Here is a 16,390-nt window from a genome sequence, read left to right on the forward strand (position 1 = left end):
CCTCCATAGCTCAGCTGGTAGAGCAACTGACTTGTAATCAGTAGGTCGTTGGTTCGATTCCGACTGGGGGCTCACCCAAAAAAGCACATGTTTGTACTGCATGTGCTTTTTATTTCAAACATAAGTACAAGCCTCCATAGCTCAGCTGGTAGAGCAACTGACTTGTAATCAGTAGGTCGTTGGTTCGATTCCGACTGGGGGCTCACCCCGGAAGCCTTCAGAGAAATCTGAAGGCTTTTTTGTTTATGTCCCTTCTCCAACTATAGCTTATGAATTATCAGGTATAATCCTTTATTTTGATATCTGATCTTAACGGTTCAACAAACTATGCAACTCATCGAAGTAAATACCCCTGCGCTTGAAACAGCATTTCTACAGGTGCAGATCGACCTTTATAAAAAAGATAAAAATTATATCCGCCCTTTAGATAAAGATGTATTAGGCGTTTTTGACCCTAAAAAGAACAGATTGCTCCGTGATGGAGAAGCTATCCGGTGGGTACTGAAGGGTGATAATGGGAAGCTGATTGGTCGGGTAGCAGCATTTATAAACCCTAAAACTTCTAAAGGTGGAGATCAGCCAACAGGTGGCATGGGTTTTTTTGATTGCATAGATGACCAGCAAGCTACCAATCTGCTGCTGGATGCGTGCAAAAACTGGTTGCAGGAAAGAGGCATGGAAGCGATGGATGGTCCTATAAATCTGGGCGATCGCGACAAATGGTGGGGGCTGCTGATTGATGGCTTTTATCCGCCCAACTATGGCATGCACTATAACTACCCATATTACCAGCGCTTGCTCGAGAACTATGGCTTTGGCCTGTACTTTAACCAGTACACCTACTACCGCATGGTAAACGACCCGATCCCGGAAAAATATCACGAAAAAGCAAAAACAATCCTGGCTGATCCGGCCTATCGGTTTGAGCACATGGATAAGAAGAACCTGCCTAAATATACCGAAGATTTCAGAACGGTTTATAACAAAGGCTGGGCAAAGCACGAAGGTGTAAAGCCAATGACAGAAGCACAGGCTGCCACTGTAATGCGTACTCTAAAGCCGGTTATAGATGAAAAGATCATGTGGTTTGCTTACTATAACGACGAGCCGGTAGGTTTCTTTATAGCTATCCCGGAATTAAACAGGCTTTTCAGGTATGTAAACGGTAAAATGGATCTGTGGGGTAAACTGAAATTTCTTTTCCATAAGTGGAGAGGCGCTTGCAAAACAATGTATGGTATTGTGTTTGGTATTACGCCGGAGCATCAGAGCAAAGGTGTAGAAGCAGCTATGGTTGTAGAGGCTGGAAGAATAATTCAGGGTAATGCCAGCTTGCCTTATGTAGACCTGCAAATGAATTGGATAGGCGATTTTAACCCAAAAATGATGAACCTGGTAGAGAACTTAGGCAGCCGTATCTATAAAACACATGGCACTTTCCGCTACCTCTTTGACAGGACAAAGGAGTTCAAGCGTATGCCGATCATCAAATAATACTTCCTGCATAAGAAAACATTTGCCGCCACGCTTTGCTTAAAGTTAGCGGCAAACGTTTTTACATACTATATCTATGGATTCTCTTACGCAAATTGTACTGGGAGCTTCGGTTGGGGAAGCAGTTGCCGGCAAAAAGATTGGTAATAAGGCCCTGCTGTGGGGTGCAATTGCCGGTACCATTCCGGACCTGGATGTTTTGGCCAGCCCATTTCTGGATATGGTGGGAGAACTAACCTTTCACAGGTCTGTAACACATTCGTTCCTGTTTGCTATAATTATGTCGCCTGTTCTTGGCTGGCTTTTGAACAGGTTGTATAAGAAAGATAACCTTGGCGTTTTACCCTGGACCTTGCTTTTCTTTTTCGGGTTTACAACACATGCCTTGTTAGATGCCTGCACTACCTGGGGGACACAGCTTTTCTGGCCTTTCAGTACCTATGGTGTAGCTTTTTACAACATATTCGTTATTGATCCGCTGTATACTGTTCCGTTCATGATTTGTGTGGCGGCAGCAGCCTTTTATAACCGTAGCAGCAGAAAGCGCAGAATCTTAAACTATACGGGTATTGCCATAAGCTCTGCATACCTGTTATTTTCGTTCGGCGCCAAAGCCGCAGCCAACAATGTGTTCGAGCAGAACCTTCAGCAACAGGACATCGCCTATAGTTCTTATATCAGCAAACCAACACCACTCAATACAATTTTCTGGTCGGTTACTGCCGAAGGGGAGAATGGTTTCTACCATGGGTTTTACTCACTTTTTGATAAGAGCAAAACTATAAACTATAGTTACGAACCGCAGAACAAACACCTGCTGCAACCCTACTTGGGCAACCCAAAACTTCAGCGTCTACTCGAAATCACGAAAGGGTACTATACCGTGGTTCCGGCAGAAAACGGCATATTAATAAATGACCTGCGTTTCGGGAAGTTTGATGACTGGCGTGCGGAAGGTGGCAGTTACGTGTTTGTGTACCATGTCTGGAAGAACCCTGATGGTTCGCTGAATTTTGAGGAAATCAACAACCGGCCGGATATCGATAAGGATTATTTTAAAGATTACTGGAATAGAATAAAAGGTATTTAATAATTGGAGCAGGACAGGAGCCTGCTCTGTTTGTTTAGGAGCTAATGCTTATATTTGATCTGACTATAAAATGCTTTTTGCAGTATCTGCATCTGGCTTTCTTATAGATGCTAAAATTACTTACTGATAGAAAACAATAATACAGATGAATAACAACAGATGGTCGTTGCAAGGTAAAAAAGCTATAGTTACCGGTGGTTCCAAAGGTATTGGCGAGGCTACCGTTAATGAATTTTTAGCACTCGGCGCAGAAGTACTGGCAGTGGCACGTAAACACGAAGACTTGCAGAAACTTCAGGAAAGCGTTGTTGGCCCCTTGCATGTACTGGTGGCCGATATGAGTACGACCGAAGGTCAGAAGCAACTGTTTAGCTGGGTAGAATCGAACTGGTCCCAACTTGATATCCTGGTAAACAATGTAGGGACTAACATCCGGAAGCCAACTGCAGACTATAGTTCAGAGGAGTTTGATTTTATAATGAACACTAACCTGCGGTCAGCTTTTGAATTAAACAGGCTGTTTTACCCGTTACTTGCTGCTTCTGAGCAAGGGAATATCATTCATGTGACATCTGTAGCCGGGCTTACACATGTGCGCACAGGCAGCGTGTATGGCATGACGAAAGCCGCTCTCACCCAGCTCACACGTAACCTTGCTGCAGAATGGGCTAAGGATGGTATCCGCGTAAACGCAGTTGCTCCCTGGTATATCAGCACTCCACTTGCTCAGACGGTTTTGCAAAACGAGGAATTTTACAACAATGTTATTAACAGAACACCCCTCCGAAAAATAGGAAAACCAGAAGATGTGGCTGCCGCTGTGGCCTTTTTATGTATGCCTGCAGCAGCTTATATAACAGGCCAAACAATGGCTGTAGACGGAGGTTTCACAATCAATGGTTTTCACCCGCAATAAAAGAGATTTAATACGCCTAAAACATTAAAGTACACCCCTGAAAAGCTGGTTTTTGTGCGTAAAAAAGTGTATATTTGTCTGTTTAGGATATGAGAGCGCTCACTTATTTCGTTGCTCTCTAAAACCCAGCAGCATGGCTACAAACCGGATTCTACTTCTTGTCCTTATCTCACTTATTTCCCTATCTGTTTTATCCTGTAAACCAGCCTGCCCGATTGGTCCCTGCCAGGTGCGCATGGTGCACACACATGGCGAAGGGGTGTACCGAGGTGTGCCTATATGGAAGAAACAGAATATGAAATACGGCGAAAAAATGCCGAAACAGAAAAAGCAGCCTAAGAACGAAAAGGATAAGAGCAAAAATAAGAGCTAAGCTATATATAGCTAAACGCTGATTTTTGCTAAATTGCCTGAATATTACATTTTAATAAAAACCAATTATTTATACTTCGAAACATGAATGAAGGCGAAAGAATAATACCAATAAACATTGAAGACGAAATGCGCGGCGCGTATATCGACTATTCAATGTCTGTTATCATTTCGAGAGCCTTACCCGATGTTCGGGACGGATTAAAGCCGGTGCATCGCCGCGTACTTTATGGTATGTCTGAACTGGGGGTATCGTACAATAAAGCCTATAAGAAATCTGCCAGAATTGTAGGAGAGGTACTGGGTAAGTATCACCCACATGGTGACTCCTCGGTTTACGAGACCATGGTACGTATGGCCCAGGAATGGTCGCTGCGTTACCCGCTGGTTGATGGGCAGGGTAACTATGGTTCTATAGACGGTGACTCGCCGGCTGCCATGCGTTACACAGAAGCACGTTTAAAGCGTATTGCCGATGAACTGCTGAACGACCTGGACAAGAACACGGTAGACTTCGTGCCTAACTTCGACGACTCCCTGAAGGAGCCGAGCGTAATGCCTGCTAAATTCCCGAACCTGCTGGTAAACGGAACATCAGGTATTGCAGTAGGTATGGCCACCAACATGGCACCGCATAACCTTACCGAAGTTATTAACGGTATAGTTGCCTACATCGATAACCGCGAAATTACCATTGCCGAACTGATGCAGTACATCACTGCACCGGATTTCCCGACAGGTGGTATCATTCACGGTTACGATGGCGTTAAGTCCGCTTTTGAGACCGGCCGTGGCCGTGTGCTGATGCGTGGTCGTGCTATTTTCGAAACTTTGCCATCCGGTAAAGAGCAGATCATTGTAACCGAAATACCATACATGGTAAACAAGGCTACACTGATCGAGAAAACAGCAGCGCTTATCAACGAGAAGAAAATTGAAGGTATATCGGATCTCCGTGATGAGTCTGACCGTGATGGTCTGCGTATAGTTTACGACCTCAAGCGCGATGCTATTCCGAACGTTGTACTGAATAACCTTTACAAATATACAGCCCTGCAGTCTTCATTTGGCGTGAACAACGTGGCCCTTGTTAAAGGTCGCCCGATGACGCTGAACCTGAAAGACCTGATCGTCCATTTCGTAGAACACCGTCACGAAGTTGTGATTCGCAGAACACAGTACGAACTGGAAGAAGCCAGAAAACGTGCACACATTCTGGAAGGCTTACTGATTGCGCTTGATAACCTGGACGAAGTAATTAACCTGATCCGTTCTTCACGTGATCCGGAAATTGCCCGCAATGGTTTGATGGAGCGTTTTGCATTGTCAGAAATTCAGGCAAGAGCTATACTTGACATGCGTTTACAGCGCCTTACTGGCCTTGAGCGTGACAAGATACAGGCAGAATACCAGGAGATCATGAAACTGATCGATTACCTGACGGCTATCCTGAACGATGAATCGCTGCGTATGCAGATCATCAAAGACGAATTAGCTGAGATCAAGGAACGTTACGGTGATGTACGTCGCACAAGTATAGAAGCAAGCACAGGCGATATTTCTTACGAGGATATGATCCCGGAAGAGAACATGGTTATTACTATTTCGCATGAGGGTTATATCAAGCGTACTTCGCTGAGCGAGTACCGTAGCCAAAGCCGTGGCGGTATTGGTTCGCGTGGTGTGGCTGCCTCTAAAGAGACTGATTTTACGGAGCACTTGTTTGTTGCCAGTACGCACAATTATATGCTGTTCTTTACTGAGTTCGGTAAAGTGTTCTGGCTGAAAGTTTACGAGATTCCGGAAGGAGGGAAGACCACCAAAGGACGTGCTATACAGAACATTATCCAAATCGAGAAAGAAGATAAAGTTCGTGCTGTACTAAACATACACGACCTGAAGAATCCGGACTATATCCTGAATCACAACCTGGTATTTATTACAGAGAAAGGTACGATCAAGAAAACGGTACTGGAATCTTATTCACGCCCAAGAACAAATGGTATAAACGCCATCACTATAAACGAAGGCGACAGATTGCTTGATGTGCAGTTGACAACCGGTAACAGCGAAATAATCATCGCGTTAGGGTCGGGGAGAGCGATACGCTTTAACGAAACGCAGGTTCGCCCTATGGGACGTAACGCTGCCGGTGTAAGAGCCGTAACACTAGCCGGACCGGATGATAAAGTAGTTGGTATGGTTTGTGTAGAAAGCAATGAGACTGAACTACTGGTAGTATCTGAAAACGGTTATGGCAAGCGTTCTATTTTAGATGAATACCGCATTACAAACCGTGGCGGTAAAGGTGTAAAAACCCTGAACGTAACAGATAAAACCGGTAAACTGGTAGCGATTAAAGGGGTAATTGATACAGATGACCTGATGATCATAAACCGTTCAGGTATAACGATCAGGTTAAATGTTTCTGACATTCGTACCATCGGACGTGCCACACAGGGTGTGCGACTGATTAAACTGAATGACGGCGACCAGATTTCTTCGGTAGCTAAAGTAGAAATGGATGCAGAAGAAGAAATGGAGAAAGTAGTAATGGAACAATCAGAGTTAGAGCCTGAGGAAACCTTACAACCGGATACTATGATAGATCCTGAAACAACTGAAGAAGCATAAGGAGCTAACAGTCAGGAATTTATTTGCATTCAATTAACGTTAAACAACAAATACAAACCTTTCATAAACGAGCATGAAAAAAGTACTCTTAACTGCATTGGCAGCGGCTACTATTTCTGTGGCGAGCGCTCAGAACTCAGCTGTAAACAGTGCCATCCTTAGCCAGAAAAACGGCACATTGGATAAAGCACAGGCTTCCATTGACCAGGCTATCACACACGATAAGACAAAAGATAAAGCAAAGACCTGGTTTACACGCGGTACTATTTACCAGGATATTATTGGTCACCCGTTATACGGTAAACTAGCCAATGACCAGACTCCAAACATCGTGTTTGAATCTTATGAAAAGACGATTGCACTGGATGGTAAAGACGGACAGTATGGCAAGCAGGTTCCTGCAAAATTAGACCAGCTTTATGGCCAGTTGTTAAACCAGGCAGTTGAATTCCATAATAGCCAGGTTTGGGACAAAGCTATAGTTAACTATGAACTAGCGCTTAAAGCAAAGCCAGGTGATACGACTGCACTTAAATATGGTGCGTACGCAGCCATTAATAACAAAGACTATCCAAAAGCTATCAACTTTTACGACAAGTTAATTGCTAGCGGTAAAGCTGACGAAGAAGCTTATAAAACAAAAGTACAGTTGCTGCAGGAGTCACAAGCCAGTGATGAGCAGGTAATGGCTGCACTTGCTGAAGGTATTAAAGCATATCCGAACAGCGTTTACCTGATGCAGGAGGAGCTTCGTTATTACCTGAAAAACGACCGTGCTGACGAAGCAATGGCTAAGCTGGAGAAAACAATCCAGGCTGATCCAAACAACGCCAGCCTTTATGCTGTATTAGGTAACCTGCAGGAGAAGAAAAATAATCTGGATGGTGCTTACAAGAGCTACCAGAAAGCTATTGAATTAGATCCTAAAAACTTTGATGCATACTATAACCTTGCAGTTCTAGAATTCAACAAAGGAGTAGCAGTATCCAAGAAAGCGGAGAAAATGGACTATGCAACTTACCAGAAGAAAGGTAAAGCCATAGAAGCAGAGGCTAACAAGCATTTCCAGGCATCTGTACCATATTTCGAAAAAGCAGTTGAGCTTCAGCCAGAAGATCAGTCTACACTTAGAAACCTGATGTCAGTTTATACGCGCTTAGGCCGTAAGGCAGATGCAGAGCGTATCAATAAGAAACTAAAGTAATTTAGTCGGTCGATACCAAATAGGAAAAGGGAGGTTATAATAGCCTCCCTTTTTACATGTCAAATACACTACTTAACATAATATAAATTATAAGACTGATTTATACGAATCAAATAAGTGTCACTGATAATATACTTTATGTTAAATAGAGCCAAAGTTAACATGATGTTGTTCATCACATCAAATCTACTGTTTGTCGCTGATGTTTCTCTATCAAGCTATAGTTACTTCTCCTGGTTCGCGAATCTGCAATGAGATAAGTATATTTAATATTATCCATAAACCACAGAATATGAACTGTCCTGCATGTAACGAAACGCTTTTAATGAGCGATAAAAACGGAGTTGAAATTGACTATTGCCCGAAATGCCGTGGAATCTGGTTAGACCGCGGTGAACTGGAAAAGATTATTGAGCGCTCCGGTGAACACTATTCTAAAAAAGAAAACTACGACTCGGACTATAAGCGTTATGGTTATGACCAGTATGGCCGCGACAAAAAGCATCCGTACAAAAAGAAAGAGTCGTTCTTGAGTAATTTCTTTGACTTTTAGCAACTATAAGCTTGTTCTCTAACTGCTTAAAAGCGCCTGTATAATACGTAACTATACAGGCGCTTTTTTATCTTTATACCTTTCTGGATCTATCTTTTAAAATCATATGGCAGTAACTATAAATGTTGGATTAATAGGTTTTGGCATGTCTGGCAGGCTTTTTCATGCCCCATTTATTGCTAATCTTGCTGGTCTTAAGCTCAAAAAAATTAAAGCCAACAGACCAGAAAGTATTGCCTTGGCGCAGCAGCAGTATCCGGAAACTGAAATCGTAGCTACTGAGCAGGATATTTTTGAGGATGAAACGATTGATCTGGTTGTAATCGCCACTGCAAATCCGACACATTATAGTCTGGCAAAAGCAGCATTGCAAGCAAACAAGCATGTTATAGTTGACAAACCTTTTACCATTACCAGCTCGGAAGCTGATGAGTTAATTGCATTAGCTAAGGAAAAACAAAAAGTACTAACCGTTTACCAGAATCGCCGCTGGGACAGTGATTTTAAAACCATTAAGAAAGTGCTGGAAGCCAACCTACTTGGTAAACTTGTAGATTATGAAGCTCACTTTGACCGGTTCAGGAATGAGATAAAACCAGATACCTGGAAAGAAGAGAATTTACCCGGTGCCGGAATACTGTATGACCTTGGCGCTCATCTTATAGATCAGGCTTTGGTGCTTTTTGGTGAACCTCAGCAGGTTTATGCTAATATCAAAACCCAACGTTCAGGTTCGCAGATTCCGGATTATTTTGAAGTAGTATTATTTTACCATAAGCTGAAGGTTATCTTGAAAGCCGGGATGCTGGTGCGCGAAGCCGGTCCGCATTTTATATTACACGGTACTAAAGGCTCCTTTATAAAATATGGAATGGATGTGCAGGAGGCGAATTTAAAGGGTGGCTCCTTCCCTACTGCTTCTTCGGCAAACTGGGGCCAGGAACCTGAAGAGCTTTGGGGTACGGTAAACAGGGAACTTAACGGGCTCCATTTCAAAGGCAAAATTGAAAGCAAAACGGGTGATTATAGTGGCCTATACCAGAATGTATATCATGCTATAGTTGGCCAGGAGGAATTAGCAGTAAAGCCCGAGCAGGCCAGAAATACGATCCGGATTATAGAACTGGCCATGCAAAGCAGCCAGGAGAAACGAACTATAACCTATAGTTACAGATAATCTTAAATATAAAAGCCGGTTAACAAAAAAGCCTGAACAGATCTATTGCTCAGGCTTTTCAGGTTTTAGTTTATAGTTTATGCCTGATGGTAAACCTGCTCTATACGAGGCTTCGCATCTAATTTAGCATACTCTTCATCGTTCTCGCCTCTTAACCAGCCAACTATAGCCAGCGCGATAGCTACGGCCACAGCAATAATAATTGCCGGTAAAAACCCGTCGATTTTAAAGTTGCTCACCATCATATCTACCAGTTTCAGCATCAGGGCCGTAACTATAAGGCCTACAATTGCTTCCAGTAAAAAGAAGGTAACAAGATTAAGTACACCACTCAGCAACCAGCCTATAGTTGCAGTAAGAATAGCCGTCAGGAAGGCAACCCAAAGAGCTGTCCAGAAGCTTTTTACGTGCACACTCGACATTGCGTAAGACAGTAGCAAAATTACAGCTGCTGTTACTAACAGGTTAATAATGAAGTCCATAGTTTTATTTTTTAGAGTTTAGTTTCACTAGACTTCATACTACGGTAAAAAGCTATATTAAGATAGCATATATTCTATTTCCTGTACTCAGGCTTCAGTTCCTGGGCATAGTTCTTTTCAAATTTGAGTACTTTAGGGCGGGCTACACTCACCACATAAGGGTCTGAGGGGTTCCGTTTGTAATAATCCTGGTGGTAGTCTTCGGCTGGCCAGAACTGCTTAAAAGGCTGAACAATAGTTACGACTTTGTTTTTTTGCTTTCCCGATTCATTGATCTTTTTAATATACGCTGTAAGGATAGCTTTTTCCTGTGGCGTGCGGTAAAAAGCAATAGAACGATATTGTTTGCCGTGGTCAGGTCCCTGTCGGTTTAGCGTGGTCGGGTCATGGGTATCAAAGAATACCTTTACCAATTCTGAGAAAGTAATCTGCTTTGGATTATAGTATACCTGTACAGCTTCGGCGTGGCTCGATAACCCGGAACTAACCTGCTCATACGTCGGATTGCGTTCGCTGCCACCGGAATAACCCGAAATAACAGCCCCCACTCCTTCCAAACGTTCAAAATAAGCTTCCGTACACCAGAAGCATCCGCCTGCAAAAGTAGCTTTCGCAAGACCGGCTGTATCAACCTGTGCTAAATTGGCTTCAGTTATAGTTGCTGCATCATCTGCATTGGTTTCAGCTTGAGAGCAGGAACTGAGGAACAGAAAGAAAGGTAAGAAAAGATAGAAAAGCGTTGCCATAGTTTTAAGGTATAACGAGTACTTCTATAATAACAGGAAAACCAATGATTAGTTTTACGCTGTACCCAACTATAGTTACTAGTAAAGGCTATGCTTCCGGTCTGCGATCACTTTTTCAAAATCCCAGGGTACTTCTTTCTTAAAGTCATGCTGACGGACCTTGCAATCCTGCTTTGCACAAATGCTGCACGACGGTTCAATACACGGATCGGTATGCACAAATAACTCAATACTCGGATCTATCTTTTCGCGGACAAGGGCTCCCAGGGCTTCTACCTCATCATGCGCCTCCAGCACATTAAGATACCACGGAACAGTTAAATGGCAGTCGATGTGTAACGTTGCGCCATATTTGATTACCCGAAGATTATGTATATCGATCCAGTTTTCGCGTCGGTTCTCGTTTAGTATTGATACAATGCGTTGTAGCAATTCGTAATCGGCCTCATCCATAATACCGGCCACCGATGAGCGGAGAATCTTATAGCCTGTATAACAGATGATCCCACCAAAAATAACTGCCACCAAACTGTCCAGCCAGATAAATCCAGTGAGAGAAATTAGCAAAAGGCCCACCAGTATACCGGCTGTAGAATAGGCATCTGATTTCAGGTGCTTCCCTCCTGCTACTAAAACCAATGAATTAACAGATGCACCTTTACGTTCTGTTATATAGCCAATAATATAGTTAACGATACCAGTGGCAGCCGTAAGTATTATACCTATGTCGAGTTGGTTTAAGGTGTGCGGCTCAAACAGGTTATAGACCGATTTAAAGATGATAATACTACCAGCAACCAGGATCAGGGAACCCTCGAGCGTGGCAGCAATAAATTCGATTTTACCATGTCCGTAAGGGTGATTTTCGTCGCGGGGCCTTGCCGACAAAACAAGACTATAAAGCGAAAACCCTCCTGCAACTACGTTAATAATAGATTCGAGGGCATCGGTAAGGATGGCATTGGAATTGGTAAGAAAATAAGCTACAAACTTGGCAATTAGCAGCAAAACGCCAACTAATACTACCACTAACTGTAGTCTAATATTCTCGCGAAGACGGCCTATAGTTTGTAGCATCCGGAAATGAGGCAGATTAGGTAAGCAGATTTAAGGCAAAGGTACGAAAAATACTCGCCACAACCCGGTTATCAGCCAAAGGCCCGGTAAAAGTTAATACTAAAATGATATACCCGGAAGCAGGCTAAAGCAGGTCGCTCAGGTCCAGCCAGTTCGGGTTCATGGATTCTATAAGCCGGTAATTATCGTTCGGGCTGCTCTCTTTTATTTGTCTTTCGCGGGCTAGCGCCATGGCTTCACGATCGTAGTGCTCGTAGTAAACAAGTTTTTTAGATTGGGTGTTATTTTGCGACTGCATTTGCTGCAGGTGTTGCTGCAAATTGCCGGCTGTACCAATTTGCAGGTTCTTATCAGGTTCGCCCCCGCAAATGTATACAAAGTAGTGATTGCTGTCTGGTTGCATGGTATGCTATATTTATGTATAACTATACGTATAGTTCGCTACTGTGTTGACTATTGTTATAAAGTCTTTCCCACTTAATTTCGTGTGTTACGGTAGCTATAGCTAAATACCTTTTAAGGTATTGTTGTTAACCAATCCCATCCATCGGAAACCTGGTAAAATGTCTGTATCTCTACTTTTGAACTTAGCTTTATAATTTCATCTGTGCTTAGCTGGGTATAGAAAGCCGGTGAATAAACCCATGCAAAATACCGTGTCCCCAGGTCATACATGCTTGGGAACCAGACTTTACCAACCCAGTCAACAGCACCCGGGTAATGCCCTGTTACTTTGGTATTGTTATTTAAGATCTTTATGTATGCCTTCTCCCGGAGTGTGTCAAGTACCGCGTTACATCCGTTGCGTGCCCTGGAGGCATCCAATACTCCGGACCAGTCAGCAACTAAAATTGTATCATCTTCACAACTATAGAGCTCCAGAAAATCGGCTACCTGTGGCGCATCCAGTTTAGTCTTTACTTTTATTATTTCCATAGCAACTCTTTAAGTGCACTGCAAAGCTTATATGGAGGTATACAGGGTTTATTACTTTTTTGTGTTACTATTCACTAATTACCTTATTATGTTACCTTGTTTTTTGCACTTTATTTTGGCCGCAGCTACCGGGGTGCTCTAACAATTAGAAGATCAAATGCCCTGTAGCTGCGTATAAACAGGCATGGCATTGAACAAAAAGATAGCATATTTTCTGCAGAAAATACATGCACCGGATGCGCGCATAGATGATAAAATGCTCGGCAAGGATCTGACTTTTTTTACGAATGAGTATGGAGAACCGGTAACCTTATTTATTGGTACGCGCCGGCCAGATGGGGCTATTACAGGAGATAGATATGTACGGACAATTGTACGTAAACCGGGCAGTCAGCAGATACTTAAAAGCCACTGGGACCTGAAAGGCAAAGTTAATAAGGCCTGAACTATAGTTCCTGCAGATCGTAGTCTTTGCCTTTGCCAAATTGTATAAGCTCGTGCAGCATGTAAATATCTAAGGTGTGCAGGTCTTTGAGGCGGTAAATGTTTTCTTCATCAATATCTATCACCCAAAACTCGAACACCTCGCCGTGGTTGCAAAGTCTGTATTTATTTCCTTTACGGAGGTTGTTAAATGCTAGGGCCATAGAGTATTTAAGTTGTGCAAAGGTACAGTTTCGCAATTTTCCAGCAGCATCTTTTTCATAAATTTACGCATTGCAGTGTTACAGGCTCGTTGTTTCTGAAGCCAAACTATAGATAATCACTACCTTTGCAAGCTATAGAATCTCAGACTGTGCTAGAAATTATTTTTGAAGACGCTCACTATGTAGCGATCAATAAACCACACGGATTACTGGTTCACCGCACCCGTATAGCCGAAGAAAAAAAGGAATTTGCCCTGCAGATGCTCCGCGACCAGCTGGGGCATAAAGTCTATGCTGTCCACCGCCTTGACCGCGGCACGTCCGGCGTTTTATTATTTGCCAAATCGTCTGAAGCAGCTGCCCCATTGGTAAAGCAGTTCGAGAACCGGGAAACCGGCAAAGTGTATTTTGCCATTGTGCGAGGTTACACTCCCGAAGCTGCTACTATAGACAATCCCATTCGCCCGGATAAAGATCATCAGCATAAAGAAGCACAGGATGCCGTAACACACTATAAACGTATTGCAACTATAGAGTTACCTGTTCCTGTTGGTCGTTACAGCACCTCACGCTATAGTTTGGTACAGGTCACTCCTGAGACTGGCCGTATGCACCAGATTCGCAAGCACTTCGCTCATATCCGACATTATATAGTTGGGGATAAAAAGCACGGCGACTGGCGCCATAACAAGATGTTTCTGGAAGAACTGAATAGTCCGTACATGAATCTGCACTCTTCAGACCTTACTTTTACGCACCCCTTCACAGGTGGGCTGATTCACCTTAATGCACCCATATCTCCTAACATGGCGAGGTTATGTCGTATGTTTAACTGGGAAAATGCTTTAACTGAGAACAAGGCTACTATGCCTGCAACTATAGTTACTCCTCCTGGTGAAGCGCGCGTTTAATTAATTCAACCTGCAGGTGTGCTACCAACTCGTTCCTGGAGTCAGCATTAATTACGAGCAGCATATAGGCCATCGGCGATAAGCGCCAGTCCTGCACTAGTTGCCCGTTCTGGGCCCGATATACAGCCTTGAAATTCTCCTGAAGCGGTAAGTGCAGGCAACTACAAACTTCTGTGGCACGTTTTACGGCTTGCCCCAATTCTTCGCGGCTCTGGCAACCATGCTTTTCCAGCAGATCACTGGCATAAAATTTCAGGTTACGTTCTGCTACGCTATCCAGAAAACCATCTATCAGGCTATTGTATTGTAATTGTTCTAAGGTTGCTAACATAGTTGCTCAGGTTTAGAGGTTAGATTATCGTGCCGTTGCTTTTGCGTTTTGCAGGTCCCGCAGTTTTTCCAGCAGGTTCCTTTCTTCATCACTTATATGTGTTGGCAGTTCAACTATAATTTTTACGTAAAGGTCGCCGTGCTGGTCAGGTTTACCATATACGGGCATGCCTTTACCGCGTAAACGCAGCGTTTTGTCGTTTTGTGTTCCGGCTGGGATTTTAAGCTTTAACTGGCCTGTTAGTGTTTGAGCATGTGCATCGCCGCCAAGTATGGCTGTGTATAAATCCACCGGCAAATTGGTATAAAGATCGCTTCCTTTGCGCTCAAACTTCGGATCAGGCTTCACGAAAATTTTAATGAACAGGTCGCCTGCCGTTCTGCCTCCTGCTGCTGGTGCTCCTTTGCCTTTTATTTTAAGCACCTGTCCGTCGGCAACGCCCGGTTTGGTTGTAATGCGAAGTTGCTGGTTATGCAGATTGAGTAAGCGAGATGTACCATGGTAGGCCTCCTGCAATGTAATTTCCATTTCGGCCTCGTAATCCTGTCCTTTTGCTGCCTGACCTCTGTTGCCTCTACCCTGTTGCTGGCCAAAACCACCGCCTCCGCCAAAGAACTGCTGAAAGAAATCTGAAAAGCCACCGCCAAACATATCGGGGTCGCCTTCAAACCCACGAAAACCTCCACCGCCTGGCTGACCGCCATAATATTCTTGCTGGCCTCCCCTGCCGCCAAATCCACCACCGGTGTTCTGGTATTGGCGCCAGTTAGAGCCCAGTTGGTCATACTGTTTGCGCTTTTCTTCGTCGCCTATAACTTCGTACGCTTCGCTTACATCTTTAAACTTTTCTTCTGCTGCCTTGTCGCCTTTGTTTTTATCAGGGTGATACTTTTTGGCAAGCGCGCGGTAAGCCTTTTTTATCTCAGCCTGAGATGCTTTTTTATCTACGCCCAGTGTTTTGTAATAATCTTTATAGTCCATGGTAAGCGGAGTTCTGTACTTGTGTAAACACTAAAAATACTACCTATTAAAAACGTACTAAACCACTGCCGGTTCAGGGTTAATTTACGAAATCCCCGGAAACAGGAAAAGCACCTCTGCAGGTGCTTTTCCAATTGTTTTTTATCGTGCGTCTACGCTAGATCGTGTCCGTGACAACCAGTAAGGCATAGATCACACCCGGTATCCAGAACAGTAACGTCAGAATTAAGCTGATCCAGAAAGAAGTGCCGATGCCATCGTGCAGGAATACAGCAAGTGGCGGCAACAGAACTGCCAGGATGATCTCAACTATAGAAGTTCTTGATCCGCCTTGCTTCAGGGCTTCTCTCAAATCATTTTTAAGCTCCTTCTTCTCAGCCTTTGTCATGGTTGCAACCCGCTCTTTTACAAGTTCCAAGGCTTCTGCTTCTGTAACTGTTTTTACTTCTGTAGCAGTTTCAACAGTTGCAGGTGTTACCGGAGCCAGTTTTGCAGGCAGTTTAACTGCTTTAGTTTCAAGAGATGCTTCTAAAGCCGGAGCTTCAGCTTTCGTGGTAGTTGCTTTTTCTTCTGCAGCAGTCATGGCTATTTGCGTCAGGCTCTGCGTTTCCTCGGTGGTAGCTTCTGCTGGTGCTTGTTTCTGTTTTGCCTCGTAATACGGTGCCTGCTTGTGTGCGGCAAATTCGTAGTACTTTGCGGAGTTACATGCGAAGAGCAACTGTCCGGCGATCAAAACAAAAACTAATTGGAGTAGATTTCTAAATTTCATAGTAAAAAGGGATTATGTGGTAATAAATAACAATTTAAGTGTAGTTGCTTTGTACGGGCTCACTGTTACA

Annotated in this window: 19 protein-coding genes and 2 tRNA genes; 12 read left to right on the forward strand and 9 right to left on the reverse strand. The window is 43.6% G+C overall.

Annotation, left to right across the window (positions count from 1 at the left end; all coding sequences use genetic code 11):
- From KYK27_RS06575 to KYK27_RS06620, 10 genes are all read left to right on the forward strand, one after another.
- Nucleotides 1-72 (forward strand) — tRNA-Thr (locus tag KYK27_RS06575).
- Nucleotides 73-130: 58 nt separating this feature from the next.
- A tRNA-Thr gene (locus KYK27_RS06580) sits at nt 131-203 on the forward strand.
- A 124-nt stretch (nt 204-327) separates the two neighbouring features.
- Complete coding sequence (locus tag KYK27_RS06585) at nt 328-1,494, forward strand: hypothetical protein (RefSeq protein ID WP_199109259.1); 1,167 nt, start codon at nt 328-330, stop codon at nt 1,492-1,494.
- Nucleotides 1,495-1,570: 76 nt separating this feature from the next.
- Complete coding sequence (locus tag KYK27_RS06590; RefSeq protein WP_199109260.1) at nt 1,571-2,584, forward strand: metal-dependent hydrolase; 1,014 nt, start codon at nt 1,571-1,573, stop codon at nt 2,582-2,584.
- Between the two features lie 145 nt (nt 2,585-2,729).
- Nucleotides 2,730-3,500: an SDR family oxidoreductase gene (locus tag KYK27_RS06595; RefSeq protein ID WP_199109261.1), complete on the forward strand. Its 771-nt coding sequence runs from the start codon at nt 2,730-2,732 to the stop codon at nt 3,498-3,500.
- 133 nt (nt 3,501-3,633) lie between these two features.
- Nucleotides 3,634-3,873 carry a hypothetical protein gene (locus KYK27_RS06600; RefSeq protein ID WP_199109262.1) on the forward strand — a complete coding sequence of 80 codons (240 nt, stop codon included), beginning with the start codon at nt 3,634-3,636 and terminating at the stop codon, nt 3,871-3,873.
- 83 nt (nt 3,874-3,956) lie between these two features.
- On the forward strand, nt 3,957-6,506 hold the full coding sequence (gyrA, locus tag KYK27_RS06605) for a DNA gyrase subunit A (protein WP_199109263.1): 2,550 nt from the start codon (nt 3,957-3,959) through the stop codon (nt 6,504-6,506).
- 73 nt (nt 6,507-6,579) lie between these two features.
- Entirely contained in the window at nt 6,580-7,710 is a 1,131-nt protein-coding gene (locus tag KYK27_RS06610) for a tetratricopeptide repeat protein (RefSeq protein WP_199109264.1), read from the forward strand.
- 292 nt (nt 7,711-8,002) lie between these two features.
- Nucleotides 8,003-8,263, forward strand: coding sequence for a zf-TFIIB domain-containing protein (locus tag KYK27_RS06615; RefSeq protein ID WP_199109265.1), 261 nt, complete (start codon nt 8,003-8,005; stop codon nt 8,261-8,263).
- Nucleotides 8,264-8,369: 106 nt separating this feature from the next.
- A complete protein-coding gene (locus KYK27_RS06620) occupies nt 8,370-9,440 on the forward strand; it encodes an oxidoreductase (protein ID WP_199109266.1) in 1,071 nt (356 codons plus the stop codon).
- Nucleotides 9,441-9,517: 77 nt separating this feature from the next.
- On the opposite strand, the gene KYK27_RS06625 is transcribed toward KYK27_RS06620, so the two are convergent.
- The 5 genes from KYK27_RS06625 to KYK27_RS06645 form a co-directional block, all read right to left on the reverse strand.
- Nucleotides 9,518-9,922 (reverse strand): phage holin family protein, encoded by a 405-nt coding sequence (locus KYK27_RS06625; protein WP_199109267.1) that lies wholly within the window; start codon nt 9,920-9,922, stop codon nt 9,518-9,520.
- Nucleotides 9,923-9,996: 74 nt separating this feature from the next.
- Nucleotides 9,997-10,668 (reverse strand): peptide-methionine (S)-S-oxide reductase MsrA, encoded by a 672-nt coding sequence (gene msrA, locus KYK27_RS06630; protein WP_199109268.1) that lies wholly within the window; start codon nt 10,666-10,668, stop codon nt 9,997-9,999.
- A 78-nt stretch (nt 10,669-10,746) separates the two neighbouring features.
- Nucleotides 10,747-11,745 carry a cation diffusion facilitator family transporter gene (locus tag KYK27_RS06635; protein ID WP_199109269.1) on the reverse strand — a complete coding sequence of 333 codons (999 nt, stop codon included), beginning with the start codon at nt 11,743-11,745 and terminating at the stop codon, nt 10,747-10,749.
- 124 nt (nt 11,746-11,869) lie between these two features.
- Complete coding sequence (locus tag KYK27_RS06640) at nt 11,870-12,148, reverse strand: GIY-YIG nuclease family protein (protein ID WP_199109270.1); 279 nt, start codon at nt 12,146-12,148, stop codon at nt 11,870-11,872.
- Between the two features lie 113 nt (nt 12,149-12,261).
- A complete protein-coding gene (locus KYK27_RS06645) occupies nt 12,262-12,681 on the reverse strand; it encodes a hypothetical protein (protein WP_199109271.1) in 420 nt (139 codons plus the stop codon).
- 184 nt (nt 12,682-12,865) lie between these two features.
- Here KYK27_RS06645 and KYK27_RS06650 point away from each other — a divergent pair, with 184 nt between their 5' ends.
- Complete coding sequence (locus KYK27_RS06650; protein WP_199109272.1) at nt 12,866-13,126, forward strand: hypothetical protein; 261 nt, start codon at nt 12,866-12,868, stop codon at nt 13,124-13,126.
- A gap of 1 nt (nt 13,127) precedes the next feature.
- Here the strand turns inward: KYK27_RS06650 and KYK27_RS06655 are convergent, their stop codons facing one another.
- A complete protein-coding gene (locus KYK27_RS06655; protein ID WP_199109273.1) occupies nt 13,128-13,328 on the reverse strand; it encodes a hypothetical protein in 201 nt (66 codons plus the stop codon).
- Between the two features lie 149 nt (nt 13,329-13,477).
- On the opposite strand from KYK27_RS06655, the gene KYK27_RS06660 reads away from it, so the two are divergent.
- The gene (locus KYK27_RS06660) at nt 13,478-14,239 is read left to right on the forward strand and encodes a pseudouridine synthase (protein WP_199109274.1); all 762 of its coding nucleotides are present in this window, start codon (nt 13,478-13,480) and stop codon (nt 14,237-14,239) included.
- Here KYK27_RS06660 and KYK27_RS06665 read toward each other — a convergent pair.
- The 3 genes from KYK27_RS06665 to KYK27_RS18350 all read right to left on the reverse strand — a co-directional run bounded on the left by KYK27_RS06665 (nt 14,211) and on the right by KYK27_RS18350 (nt 16,320).
- Entirely contained in the window at nt 14,211-14,570 is a 360-nt protein-coding gene (locus KYK27_RS06665) for a hypothetical protein (protein ID WP_199109275.1), read from the reverse strand. The two genes, KYK27_RS06660 and KYK27_RS06665, sit on opposite strands and share 29 nt — an antisense overlap.
- Before the next feature lie 24 nt (nt 14,571-14,594).
- Nucleotides 14,595-15,551, reverse strand: coding sequence for a DnaJ C-terminal domain-containing protein (locus KYK27_RS06670; protein ID WP_199109276.1), 957 nt, complete (start codon nt 15,549-15,551; stop codon nt 14,595-14,597).
- 157 nt (nt 15,552-15,708) lie between these two features.
- Nucleotides 15,709-16,320 (reverse strand): YqaE/Pmp3 family membrane protein, encoded by a 612-nt coding sequence (locus KYK27_RS18350; protein WP_233150322.1) that lies wholly within the window; start codon nt 16,318-16,320, stop codon nt 15,709-15,711.
- Nucleotides 16,321-16,390: the final 70 nt, after the last annotated feature.

The sequence above is a fragment of the Pontibacter populi genome, assembly GCF_019336435.1.
Lineage (GTDB): Bacteria > Bacteroidota > Bacteroidia > Cytophagales > Hymenobacteraceae > Pontibacter > Pontibacter humidus.